9 protein-coding genes are annotated in these 12,146 nt (G+C 63.8%); 1 reads left to right on the forward strand and 8 read right to left on the reverse strand.

Annotated features, from left to right (window positions below):
* Nucleotide 1 precedes the first annotated feature (1 nt).
* The 3 genes from HU751_RS04365 to HU751_RS04375 form a co-directional block, all read right to left on the reverse strand.
* The gene (locus tag HU751_RS04365) at nt 2-1,396 is read right to left on the reverse strand and encodes a purine-cytosine permease family protein (protein WP_186732511.1); all 1,395 of its coding nucleotides are present in this window, start codon (nt 1,394-1,396) and stop codon (nt 2-4) included.
* 295 nt (nt 1,397-1,691) lie between these two features.
* Entirely contained in the window at nt 1,692-2,306 is a 615-nt protein-coding gene (locus tag HU751_RS04370; protein WP_186732510.1) for a LysE family translocator, read from the reverse strand.
* 34 nt (nt 2,307-2,340) lie between these two features.
* The gene (locus HU751_RS04375) at nt 2,341-3,261 is read right to left on the reverse strand and encodes a LysR family transcriptional regulator (protein WP_186732509.1); all 921 of its coding nucleotides are present in this window, start codon (nt 3,259-3,261) and stop codon (nt 2,341-2,343) included.
* Between the two features lie 104 nt (nt 3,262-3,365).
* Here HU751_RS04375 and nfsB point away from each other — a divergent pair, with 104 nt between their 5' ends.
* Nucleotides 3,366-4,019, forward strand: a complete 654-nt coding sequence (nfsB, locus tag HU751_RS04380; RefSeq protein ID WP_110733882.1) for an oxygen-insensitive NAD(P)H nitroreductase — start codon at nt 3,366-3,368, stop codon at nt 4,017-4,019.
* 150 nt (nt 4,020-4,169) lie between these two features.
* On the opposite strand, the gene HU751_RS04385 is transcribed toward nfsB, so the two are convergent.
* The 5 genes from HU751_RS04385 to HU751_RS04405 all read right to left on the reverse strand — a co-directional run bounded on the left by HU751_RS04385 (nt 4,170) and on the right by HU751_RS04405 (nt 12,045).
* Nucleotides 4,170-5,309 carry a DUF6708 domain-containing protein gene (locus HU751_RS04385; protein ID WP_186732508.1) on the reverse strand — a complete coding sequence of 380 codons (1,140 nt, stop codon included), beginning with the start codon at nt 5,307-5,309 and terminating at the stop codon, nt 4,170-4,172.
* A complete protein-coding gene (locus HU751_RS04390; RefSeq protein WP_217862531.1) occupies nt 5,309-7,927 on the reverse strand; it encodes a T6SS effector BTH_I2691 family protein in 2,619 nt (872 codons plus the stop codon). The genes HU751_RS04385 and HU751_RS04390 overlap by 1 nt, the downstream gene beginning before the upstream one ends.
* Before the next feature lie 243 nt (nt 7,928-8,170).
* Entirely contained in the window at nt 8,171-9,145 is a 975-nt protein-coding gene (locus HU751_RS04395) for a PDR/VanB family oxidoreductase (RefSeq protein ID WP_186734836.1), read from the reverse strand.
* A gap of 57 nt (nt 9,146-9,202) precedes the next feature.
* Nucleotides 9,203-10,324, reverse strand: coding sequence for an aromatic ring-hydroxylating oxygenase subunit alpha (locus HU751_RS04400; protein ID WP_186734834.1), 1,122 nt, complete (start codon nt 10,322-10,324; stop codon nt 9,203-9,205).
* 122 nt (nt 10,325-10,446) lie between these two features.
* Complete coding sequence (locus HU751_RS04405) at nt 10,447-12,045, reverse strand: BCCT family transporter (protein ID WP_186734832.1); 1,599 nt, start codon at nt 12,043-12,045, stop codon at nt 10,447-10,449.
* Between the last annotated feature and the right edge of the window lie 101 nt (nt 12,046-12,146).

Genomic DNA, 12,146 nt, shown 5'->3' on the forward strand with positions numbered 1-12,146 from the left:
CTCAGCGTCCCTCCGGCACGATCCCGGCCGGCGCCTCGGCCGCCCGGCGGCGGGCCACGCAGTAATACAGCACGCTCGGCACCACCAGGCCGATCAGCCACGACACGTCCACGCCGCCCAGGTGCGCGACCATGGGCCCGGTGTACAGCTTGGTGTCGATGAACGGCATCTGCACCAGCACGCCGAAGGTGTACACGCCGATGCCCGGCCAGTTCCAGCGCCCGTAGCGGCCGTCAGGGTCGGCCAGCGCCGGGATGTCATAGCGCTCCTTGGTGATGAAGTAGTAGTCCACCAGGTTCACCGCGCTCCACGGCACGAAGAAGGTCAGCAGGAACAGGATGAACGACTTGAACGCGCTGAGGAACGAATGCTGGCCGAGCAGGGCGACCAGGGTCGCGGCGCCGACGATGCCGAGCACGAACACCAGGCGCTGGATCCGGCTGATCTGCAGGTGGCCACGAAAACCACTGATGATCGTGGCGATGCACATGAAGCTGCCGTAGCTGTTGAGGGTGGAGATGGTCACCTTGCCGAAGGCGATGCTGAAATACAGCAGTGCAGCCGTGGTGCCGGCACCGCCGAGGCCGACGATGTAGGCCACTTCGCGCCCGGAGAACTGGCCGCCGGCGATGGCCGCGGCGAACACGCCGAGGATCATCGAGGCCTGGGCGCCGATCACCGAGCCCAGGCCGGCGGCGAGGAAGGTCTTGAGCGGCGAAGTATGGCTGGGCAGATAGCGCGAGTAGTCGGCCACGTACGGGCCGAAGGCGATCTGCCAGGACGCCGCCAGCGACACCGCCAGCAGGAAGCTGGCCCAGCTGAAATGGCGGTTGTCGAGCAGCTGGCCGATGTCGGCGAGCATCAGGATACGGCTGAACAGGTAGACGAAGGCGATGATCCCCAGCACGCTGGCCACGCGACCGATCCAGTGGATCACCCGGTAGCCGGCCAGGGTCGCCAGCACGATCACCCCTGCGAAGATCAGAATGCCGGCGCTGTCGCTGATGCTCAGCAACTGGCCGATGGCCTGGCCGGACAGCACCGTGCCGGTGGCGGTGAAGCCCAGGTACATCAGGCACACCAGGGCCATGGGGATGGCCGCGCCATACACGCCGAACTGCACCCGGCTGGAAATCATCTGCGGCAGCCCCAGGCGCGGCCCCTGGGCGGCGTGCAGGGCCATCACCGCGCCGCCGACCAGTTGCCCGAGCAGCAGGCCGATCAACGACCAGAACACATCGCCGCCCAGCACCACGGCGAGGGCGCCGGTGACGATCGCGGTGATCTGCAGGTTGGCTCCCAGCCACAGGGTGAATTGGCTGTAGACGCGTCCATGGCGTTCAGACTCGGGGATGTAGTCGATCGAGCGGCGCTCGATCACGGGTTTGCTGGACATCGGGGAGGGCTCCGCTTCGTTGTTTTTGTGAAAGGCGGCGGCTATCGGCGGGACGCAGGGCGGATGGCCGAAACCCGATATGAGCATGTATATACAAGTCTGGTCAAGTGAAGCTTGCGCAGGGTTTTCATGGGTGATTTCAAGGCTGCCAAGGCGGGTAACCGAGGCTCGTCAGGCGGGCTGCGTTCTGCGTTGGTCACTGATCCGCGCACACCGGCGCAGCCGGTGCCACCCACCGCGCCCAGGGCCGAAATGCCCAAACGATCCGGGCGTTCAGAACGATTGAGCCGCCTGGTCAGCGCTGGGCGAACGCCAGGTTGATGCCAAGCCCGGCGAACGAGGCGGCGAAGCTGCGGCGCAGCCAGGCCTGCACCTGGGGCGAGTCGATCACGGCGCGGCGGAACAGGTGGGCGAGCAGGCCGTAGGTCACGAAGACGACGAAGGTCATGGCCATGAACACCGCGCTCAGGCCGAGCATCTGCGCGGTCGCGGAACCGGCCTGGGGGCTGATGAACTGCGGCAGGAAGGCGAGGAAGAACAGCGTCAGCTTGGGGTTGAGGATGTTCAGCAGGCAGGCCTTGAGCACCAGCTGGCCGGCGCTGGCTGGGGTGGCCTGGGTGTCCACGGCGAAGGCCGCGCGGTCGCGCCAGGTGGCATAGGCCAGGTACAGCAGATAGGCGACGCCGGCGAATTTCAGGCCCTGGAAGGCCAGGGCGCTGGTGTGCAGCAAGGCCGAGAGGCCCAGCACCGAGGCCAGCAGGTGCGGGACGATACCCAGGGTGCAGCCGGTGGCGGTCCACAGGCAGGCGCGGCGCCCGGCCACCAGGGCGCTGGAGACGGTGAGGATGACCCCGCTGCCGGGAATCAGCACGATGATCAGCGCGGTAACGAGAAACTCCAGGCTCGGCATGAATGACAGCTCCTTGCAGTCGGGGGTGGATGCACTATACGCCCGGCGACAGCGGCTGCAACATGCCCTCCGGGCGCAGCGTGGCGAAGCGCTCGCGCAGCCACAGGTGCAGCTGGGCCACCGCCGGGGTGAGCTGCTTGCGGTGCGGGCACACCAGGGTCACCGGGGTCAGCTCGCCGGGGTGTTCGGGCAGCAGGACCTCCAGCTCGCCGGCGGCGACATTGGCGCTGACATCCAGCCATGACTTGTAGACGATGCCTTCGCCTTCCAGCGCCCAGCGCCGCACCACGTCGGCGTCGTCGCTGAACAGCGGCCCGCGCACCTGCACGGTGCGGTTGCCCAGCCGCCATTTGTCGTAGACCCGGCTCTGCTGCAGGTACAGCAGGCAATCGTGTTGCTGCAGGTCGTCGGGGCTGCCCGGCCGGCCATGGCGGGCCAGGTAGTCGGGCGAGGCCACCAGCACCCGACGGTTCCACGGCGCCAGGGGCAGGGCGATGTAGTTGGCGTCCTCGTTCTGGCCGTAGCGGATGGCGACATCCACCGGGTCGCGGTAGAGGTCGGCCAACTGGTCGGAGAGAAAGAAGCGCAGGTTGAGCCCCGGGTGCTCGCGGCGAAACGCGCTGAGCCAGGGCCGCAGCAGGTTGCGCCCCATGTCTGACGGCGCCGCCACCTGCAGCACGCCGCGCAGGCAGCTGTGGCTGCCGTGCAGGTCCTCGCGGCCCTGGCGCAGGGCATCGAGTACGCGCTGGGCGGTGGGCAGGTACAGCTCGCCCTCGGCGGTCAGGCGCAGGCTGCGGGTGGTGCGGGCGAACAGGCGCACATCCAGTTCGCGTTCCAGGCGCTTGATCGCCGCCGCCACCTGGCCGGGCAGCAGGTCGGCCTCGTGGGCCGCGGCGGTGAAGCTGCCCAGGGCGCTGGCACGGGCGAACAGTTCGAGGTCGTTGATGCGCAGCATTTTCACTCCGGGGATGAAAGTGTTGCTGCATTGTGCTGGTTTTTCTTTGCCGCCGGGAAGATAAGATGCGGCTCATTCACGATCCCTTTGAGGAATTGCCGTAGATGGATACCGTTGCCCTCGCCAAACGCCGTTACACCACCAAAGCCTACGACGCCAGCCGCAGGATTCCCCAGGCCACCATCGATGCCTTGCTCGAGCAGCTGCGCCACAGCCCGTCCTCGGTCAACTCGCAGCCCTGGCACTTCGTCGTGGCCGACAGCGCCGAAGGCAAGGCGCGCCTGGCCAAGGCCACCGACGAGCGTTTCGCCTACAACAGCCCGAAGCTGCGCGACGCCTCCCATGTGATCGTGTTCGCCGCCCGCACCAACATGACCGAAGCCCACCTGCAGGCGGTGCTGGCGCAGGAGGCCGCCGACGGGCGCTTCCGTACCGAACAGGCCCGTGATGGCCAGGACCAGACCCGCCGCGGCTACGTCGACCTGCACCGCCATGACTTCAAGGACCTGCAGCACTGGATGGAGAAGCAGGTCTACCTGGCCCTGGGCACCGCACTGCTGGGCGCCGCCGCCCACGGCCTGGACGCCACGCCGATCGAAGGCTTCGACGCCAAGGCCCTGGACGCCGAACTGGGCCTGCGCGAGCAGGGCTTCACCAGCGTGGTGCTGCTGAGCCTGGGCTATCGCAGCGAGGAGGATTTCAATGCCGGCCTGAGCAAGTCGCGGTTGGCGGCGGCGGAGGTGTTTACTTTTCTGTGATTGACGGTAGGTAGGGCTGTACCTTGCAACTATCAGGTGAGCAGCCGTGTCCTGGCTGCCACGCCCTCCATGCCGAACGAGATCAGCCTGGCTCTACGGCTGACCGATACTGTCGACCCCATGGGGCGTATCCTTCTCGATATCGGGAGTTTAAATAGGGCTCTTGGGCCGACGTTTAGAGGCACGGGGTTTCCTCTCCGGCCGTTTGCCAGGGCGTATGGCCCAGAGGTAGGCGTTTTCCCGCAGCCTTTCCTGGATATGGGGAGGGTAATCGTCAACTGTGGTTAGTGCCGGGACGGGTTTTCCCGGCAGGCCGGCTTCACGGATGATCTTGGGCCAGCGAGGTTTCCAGCACAGCAGGAGACTCACCCAGTGGCCTGTTCCGATGATCAGGAAGGCAGGAGACAGCAAGAGCAGGCCGCATTTTAGGACGCGTGGGGAACTGCGGAAGTAGTGGGTCAGGCCTTCGAACTGAGGCGTGAAGGCTTGCCAGGGCCAAGGGAAGTGCGAGGTGATATGGGGGCGCGGTAGTCCTTCTGGACCTTCATCCATGAAGCGACGGATAAACTCCCATTCGGCTTGAAGCTCCGTGAAATTGTTCGAGGACTTGCCTACCCAGATCAGTTCGGTACGTAGTGTGCCGCTGAAGGCGGACGACCATGTGAGCGCCAACGGGAGACCCACACCACTTGCTATGGTAGATTTTTTATCCGCGCCGCTGGACGATACACCGTTCCACGGGAGCGTGACGATTCCACCACAGTAGGCAGGGCGGTGGAGGTAGACCTGCTGGGTGATGCGGTTGAAACGTATCAACAAGTGGCGTGACGTGAACATTTCAAAACGTGTGAAACGCAAACCATATTTCAGATAAAACCACAAGATACAAAGGGTTGTGCTAAGAAAGAAAAGTGCTAAATATAGCCTTTCACCATACGGTTCTCCCTGATAATCAGAAGCAAGGTCGATTAAAGTTTTTATCGAGTTGAAAGCAATTTCTAGTCCGCTGATTATCATAATTATTACTGTGAGAGATAATATGCTGATTAGTCCGCGCTTATCTTCCCACATGCCGCTGCGCATTTCGAGTACATTCTCGTTGAACACGTAGACTGGGCCCCGACTTTTTGGGGCGTCGCATGCTGATTTTTTTGCGGCTGCAATTTCTTCTTCTTCCTCGCTTTCATAAATTATTCTCTTTTTTATAGTCTTGTTCTGTTTCTCAAAGGCTTCGCGCTCTTCTTTTGGGTCAATGGCAGCAAGCCATGAAAGCCATTCAAAAAAATACACTATATAACCTCGCTCATGGCGCTGAATAAGGCTTCTAGCTCTTCAGTGTCCTTCATATATCCTTTGTCTGATGGTTTAAGGCGGAAGCAGCATTTGCTACACCACTTCTCCAATGCATCATCATCGATAATGAGTAAGGTTATAGTGGTGCCGAGTGCAATAGCGCCGCCTATCCAGCTTAAGCGGCTCAGAAACATCATGGCAGTACGGTTGGCTGCCAGCTTTGCAGAAAGTGTGGAAAGAGTAGTAAGTAATCTGCTGGTCTTTTCACTGGTTGCGCTGATTGATAGCCACTGGAAAAGCGCACTTGCCTGCGAAAATGCTATTCCTCCCTGCCCCAAAAGTAGGGTGATCGTAGATCCAGCTCGCAGCCAATAAGTCGTCGCCAGCAATGATTTAGATCGAACGTCGGCTTCTCTCGCATCTGAAACGTCCCACGTAATACTGATAACGCCACCCACCGCAGCCAACCCCGCCCCCCATAGCCGATAACGCCCCAGGCTGATGTCCGCTCCCCGCGCAATCGTGCTGTTCCGCCCGACGCCCAGCAGGGTCTGTTCGGTCCCCACCGCCAATAGCTCGAACCCCGCCGCCGCACTGGCCAATCCAGCGGCCACCACCTCGCTCCAGAAGCGCCGGTCCTTGTCATCCCGCTGCCCCTGCAACAGGAGCAGCCCCGCTTCCAGCAGGAGCAGGCCACTGGCCAGCCGAAGCCGATAGAACGAATGAGCGTGAGCGCCCTGCAACGTCTCCACATAGGCGCGATCAAGACGTCGGACCATGGGGGCCGCCACCCGTCCTCGCGAGGGGGTGTCACCCTCGAGTGCGTGTTCGCTCAGGCGCAGGTTGATGGCTTGCTCGCCCAGCGAGGCGATGAGGTAGGTGCCCAGGCGCCGGTACAGCAGGCGATCCATGTTGCCGGGGGCGCCGGCCTGCAGGCTCTGGCGCCCCAGTTGACCCAGCCAGGCCAAGGCCCCGGCGGTGTTGAGGGCGCTGTGCTGGGCCAGCTGGTCGAGGTGGCCGTCCACCCGGCTGAACTGCGAGGCGAGTTCCTTGGCGTACTTGAGCGAGGTGTCCACCTGCTGCCAGTGATCGTATTCCGGTGGCAGCGCTTGCAACGCCTGGCGTGTCTGCTCCAGCACCTCGGCAATGGCGCGCTGGTTGAAGACGAAGGAGCGCAGGGCCAGGTTGTCGGGCGTCAGCGTGTCGGCATGCCACCACTGGGCGAGCAGCCGCGCCCCGGCCGACACGCCCTCCATGCCGACCACGCTGAGCCCGGTCTGGTGAGCGAAGCACAGGCCGCTGCGCAGGTCGTTCTCGTCGTAGTAGGCCAGGGCCGCGAGCAGTTGCTCAGATTGCAGCCAGACGAGATGGTCGTCGGCCCGCACGTCGGCCAGGCGCTGCGCCTCGAGGCCGTGGGATTCGAACCAGGCAAGCTGGTCGTGCATGGCCTTGAGGTCGACGTGTGGCAGGTAACGCGCTTCGAACTGCCGGGCGAACTCGCCGTTGTTCGCCCGGGCCTCAAGGTCCTGGCGCCTGAGTGCGCCTGCGGTATCGAGAATGCCTTCCTTGGCCTGCGCCCACCAGGCGGCCATCTGCGGGTTGGCGCCCTGATCGGCACCGGCGAGGTGGGCGCGCATGGCCTCTTTGTGACGGTCGACCAGCGCGGCGACCTTGCGCTCACTGAATTGCTGATGCAGTTCGGTGAAGGCCTGGGCGACCAGCACCTTGCGCTCGTTGCTGGGGCCGGGTTTTCCCGCGACCGACTCCGAGGCTTGCAGCCAATCCTTCAGGTGCTCCATGCCCGCGTTGCGCCAGGCATTGAGTTGCTGGGTGATGCCGATGGCATCCTCCACCACCACCGCGATACCACGGGCCTCGGGTTTGCCGGCAACCGGGCCCAGCATGTACCGGGCCGCTGTCAGCGAATGGACGCTGGTTTCACTGAACAGCTGGTTGTCCAGCAGCTTGCGCAATGAGCTGTCGGTTTCCGCAGCGAAATCGGCGACCAGGTCCAGTTGGTCATGGCGCAGCACATAAGGCCTGGGCGTCGGGCAGCCAAGGCCGGTGAAGGCGGCGACATCCACGGCCGGCAGCCTGTCGCGTCGACGCAGCAGTTGCTGCTGGGCCGCTTCGGTCAGCGGGTCGGGGCTGTAGAACAGGCGCAGCTCAGCCAGGTCTTCGAGGTCATGGACGTTGAACGCCAAGGCCGTGTTGCGAATCATGTCGCGCAGGGTGTGGGCGTCTGTGGCGTCCGGCTCGGACTGCCCGGGGTCAACCAGCGACAATGAACCGTTTGCCGCAATGCGATAGGGCGGGTGCAGGCTGTGCTGCCCGCTGCGCTTGCGTTTCTCCATGACGTACAGGAAGCCTTGGCGCAGTGGCCGAATGGCATAGTCGGCATGCTGGAGCGTGGCAACGCTGTAGGGATGGCGCAGGTGATCGGGCAGGGTTGGCAAGCGCAGGCGTTGGCCGGTAGTGCCGCCAACTGCCGCATAGCGCAGGGGCAGGATGGTGAAGGTGCGCGTGCAATGGACGGCGGGCCCGCTGGCGAAGGGGGCCTCCAGGGCCTCGCAGTTCTGTCGAGTGATTTCGAGCAATTTGTTGAAGTCGAACATCCGATGTCCTCAGCGAAGCTGTTCATGCAGGTGTGTTAGTACCGAGCCCGTGGCTGTTGCAGCCAGCCACGGGCGACGTTACGCAGACCTGAAACACTAGCGAGGAACGGATTGTGGGTGGTCGACAGTGCTTCCCAAATCCACGTAGGACGTTTCTCTGATTTTCCTTTTCAGCGCTTATTGGCAGTATTCAGTTACACCTCACCGGCGAATCCGCGTGGGCAGGCGATCCGCCGCCGAGGCTCAGAGATCCAGCACCAACCGCGCCGAGCGCGCCCGCGAGACGCACAGCATCATGGTCTGTTGCGAGGCTTTCTCCTCGTCGCTCAGGTACTGGTCGAAATGCTCGGCCTCGCCTTCGAGGATCGCCGTCTCGCAGGTGCCGCACACGCCTTCGCGGCACAGGCACTCGACCTTGGCGGCCTTGGATTTCTCGATGGCCTGGAGAATGGTCATGCCTTCCTCGACTTCCAGTTCGGTGCCGGAGCGCGCCAGCACCACGGTGAACGCCGAGCCTGCGGCCGGCGCGGCGGCGGCGAACTGTTCCCAGTGCACGCGGGACTCGGCGATGCCGGCGGCGGCGGCGCTGGCGATCACCGCGTCGATCAGCGGCTTGGGCCCGCACACATAGAGATGGGCGTCATCGGTGAGCCCCGCGCACAGCGCGGCGAGGTCGAGCTTGCGCTCCAGGCTGTCGATGTAGAAGCGGGTGTTGCCGGCATGCGGGCCTTGCGCCAGGTCGCCCTGGAAGGCGCCGTGCTCGGGGGCGCGGAAGGCGTAGTGCAGCTCGTAGGGGGTAGTGCTGCCTTCGAGCTCGTGCAGCTGCGCCAGGAACGGGGTGATGCCGATGCCGCCGGCGATCAGCACATGGCGCCCGGCGCTTGGGTCGAGGGCGAACAGGTTGTTGGGGGTGGAAATGGTCAGCTCGCTGCCCACCTCGACCTGCTGGTGCATGAACGCCGAACCGCCCTTGGACTGCTCCTCCAGGCGCACGCCGATCTGGTAGCTGTGCAACTGGCGCGGGTCGCTCATCAGCGAGTAGGCATTGCTGAACTGGCTGCCGCAGGCCGACTGCATCTGCACGATAACGTGGCTGCCGCCGCTGAAGGCGGGCAGGGCGGCGCCGTCGGCGCGGGCCAGGGTGAAGCGCTTGATCTGCGGCGTGGCCTGTTCCACGCCGGTCACGCGCACCTTGAACATTTCGTATTGCTTGGCCATGGCGTACCTCGACAACGAAGCCCCGCGCCAGGCCCTGGCGCGGGGCGGGGAGCGTGTTCAGTCGTCCAGGTGGGCGACGGCGATCAGGTTATGGAAGTGGGCGATGCCGTGCTCGCTCACGCCGCTGCGCTGCGAATCGACCATGATCCGCCCTTGGCCACGGTAGCCGCGGGACTTCAGGCCCTTCTGCACGCTCTCGACCAGGCGCAGGTCCTCGGGACGGAACACCTCGCGGTACCAGTCGATCAGCTTGTGCTGCTCCTCGCTGAGATCCTTGTTGAGGAAGTAGATGTCGTAGTGCTGCAGGGTGGTTTCGGCATCGACCGGGAACTCGTAGATCACGGTCATGAAGTTGGCCCCTGGCGGTACGTTGAACATGGTGCACGGCCAGGCCCAGAAGCCGGCGAAGGACGGATCCTTGACCGTTTCATCGAACTTGAACGACTGCTCCGACGGCTTGGCCAGGCCGTACTGCAAGGTCCAGTTGCCGTGCAGGCTGTGGCTGTACTGGCCGACGTCCACCGAGTCGGAGAAGCCGGGGTGGGCCGGGGCGCAGTGGTAGCACTCGAGGTAGTTGTCGACGATCGACTTCCAGTTGGCCGGGGTGTCGCTGACGAAGCGCGCGGCCAGGTGCAGGTCGTCGATCACCGCGCAGGCCTCGCGCATGCGTTTTTGCATGCCGGGCAGCTGGTCTTCGACGGAACCTGCGTCGTTGTCCATGTTGATGAAGATGAAGCCGGCGTACTCTTCGACGCGCAACTGCACCAGGTTGGAGTTGTCCTTGTCGAAGTTGGCGACGTTCTCGCAGTTGCGCGCGTGGGCCAGCTCGCCGTCGAGCTTGAAGGTCCAGGCGTGGTACGGGCAGGTGATGACGTTCTTGGCCTTGCCGCTGCCTTCGAGCAGTTGGTGGCCGCGGTGCGGGCAGACGTTGTAGAACGCGCGCAGCACGTCGTCGCGGCCACGCACGACGATGATGCTTTCACCGATCACCTGGCGGGTGATGTAGGCGTTTTTTTCGGCGACTTCGCTGCGGTGGCCGACGCAGATCCAGCTGCGGGCGAAGATCGCTTCCTTTTCGTGTTCGAACACCACGGCCTGGGTGTAGAACGTGGCCGGAAGGGTGAAGGCCTCTTCGGGATTGGCGCAGAAGTCGGCGGGCAGGCGTTTGAAATCGTTCATGGCTCTATCTCGGTTCTTATTGGTTAACGCGTATCTAATGGTTAACAAGCTGGGCAAAAAAATTTGTCGCAGGTTTGGCAACGTGGGCGCGGCGCATCGCCGCTCCCACGACAAATCCAGACTCAGTGCACTGCCGCCGCGCTGCGCGGTGCCTGCAACGGCGGCTCTTCTCCGGCCAGGCGGGTAGCCTCTTCCTCGATACGGTACGCCGGCACCTGGCCGTAGTCGGCGGCCAGCCACTTGAAGAAGCCGTAGATCTTCACCAGCAGGATCACCATGAACGGGATCGCGGTGAGCACCACGGCGGTCTTCATGGTCGACAGCGAAGCCTTGGCGAACAGCATGGCCAGCGGCACCAGGGTCAGCACCACGCACCAGAACAGGCGCAGGGTCGGGCTCGGATCCTCGCCCTCGCGCAGGTTGCGGGTGCTGGTGGCGGCCACGGCGTAGGCGGCGGCGTCCATGTGCGAGGCGCAGAACACCGCCATGATGAACAGGTACGCGGCGAGGAACAGCGTGCCCCACGGCAGGGCCAGCAAGAGGTCGGTCACCGCCGCTTCGCCACCGAGGGTGCCGAGTAGCTTGGGCACGTCGATCTGGCCGTTGATGAACTGGTGCATGCTGTAGCTTTCCAGCGCGCCGAAGAAGAACCAGCAACCGAAGCTGCCACCCAGCAGCAGGGCGAACACCACTTCCTTGATCAGCCGGCCACGCGAGACGCGGGCGACGAACATGGCCACGCCCGGCGCGTAGGACACCCACCACAGCCAGTAGAACACCGTCCAGTTACGGGTGAAGGCGCCGTCGCCGGCCGGGTCGGTGAACAGGCTCATCTGCACGTAGTGCTGCAGCATCAGGCCGATGGAGTTGGCGGTGTTGTTCAGGGTGAACTGGGTCGGGCCGACCAGCAGGACGATGGCGGCGAACACCAGGGCGCCGATGCAGACCATCTTCGACAGGCGCTGCAGGCCACCGTCGATGCCGATGTACGAACTCAGCGAGAACAGCAGCGCCACCGCGCCGATCACCAGCAGTTGCACGGTGAAGGTGTTGGGGGTGCCGGCCAGGTCGGCAAGGCCACGGGTCAGGGTCGAGGCGGTGAGCGCCAGCGACACGGTCAGCGCGCCCATCATGGTCAGCAGGAAGATCAGGTCGACGGCGCGCCCGACGGGGCCGGTGGCCTTGAAGCCGGTGACCGCCTCGATGATCGAGGCCAGGTTCAGGCCGCTCTTCTTGCGCACATGGAAGTGGTAGGCCATGGCCAGCGAGGCCAGGGCGTAGATCGACCAGGCGCTGATGCCCCAGTGGAAGAACGAGTAGCTGACGCTGTACTCCAGGGCCTTGGCCGACATCGGCGCGATGTTCAGGCCCGGGGTCTGGTAGTAGTAGGCCCATTCCATCACGCCCCAGTACAGGGTCGAGGAACCCATGCCGGCGCAGATGAACATGAACACCCAGGTGGTGGTGGAGTACTCCGGCTTGCCGGCGCCCAGGCGGATGTTGCCGTACTTGCTGAAGGCCAGGTACAGCACGGCCAGGGAGCTGCCGAACACCAGCACCTGGACGCTGGTGCCGAAGGTGCGGGTGGCCACCTCGAACAGCTGGTTGGCCAGGCTTTCGGCCTGGGCGGGGAAGGCAGCAAGGCCGATCACGGTGAGCAGCACGGCCAACAGGCTCACGGCGATCAGGAACACGTCGATCTTTTTGTTATTGGGGGACATCAATTGTCTCCTGGAGCATTTTTTTTGTAGTAGGCGTCAGGCGTTGGGGAAGTCCGTATCGAGGCTGGGTTTTCCTTTCTGTTAACTATCAGATAACAAGT

The sequence above is a fragment of the Pseudomonas peradeniyensis genome (genome assembly GCF_014268935.2).
Lineage (GTDB): Bacteria > Pseudomonadota > Gammaproteobacteria > Pseudomonadales > Pseudomonadaceae > Aquipseudomonas > Aquipseudomonas peradeniyensis.

Excerpts from the sequence above, each read along its gene's own strand:
- HU751_RS04370 (WP_186732510.1), bottom strand. The coding sequence starts at position 2,306 with ATGCCGAGCCTGGAGTTTCTCGTTACCGCGCTGATCATCGTGCTGATT.
- nfsB (WP_110733882.1), top strand. The coding sequence starts at position 3,366 with ATGGATACCGTTGCCCTCGCCAAACGCCGTTACACCACCAAAGCCTAC.
- HU751_RS04375 (WP_186732509.1), bottom strand. The coding sequence starts at position 3,261 with ATGCTGCGCATCAACGACCTCGAACTGTTCGCCCGTGCCAGCGCCCTG.
- HU751_RS04400 (WP_186734834.1), bottom strand. The coding sequence starts at position 10,324 with ATGAACGATTTCAAACGCCTGCCCGCCGACTTCTGCGCCAATCCCGAA.
- HU751_RS04390 (WP_217862531.1), bottom strand. The coding sequence starts at position 7,927 with ATGTTCGACTTCAACAAATTGCTCGAAATCACTCGACAGAACTGCGAG.
- HU751_RS04405 (WP_186734832.1), bottom strand. The coding sequence starts at position 12,045 with ATGTCCCCCAATAACAAAAAGATCGACGTGTTCCTGATCGCCGTGAGC.
- HU751_RS04365 (WP_186732511.1), bottom strand. The coding sequence starts at position 1,396 with ATGTCCAGCAAACCCGTGATCGAGCGCCGCTCGATCGACTACATCCCC.
- HU751_RS04395 (WP_186734836.1), bottom strand. The coding sequence starts at position 9,145 with ATGGCCAAGCAATACGAAATGTTCAAGGTGCGCGTGACCGGCGTGGAA.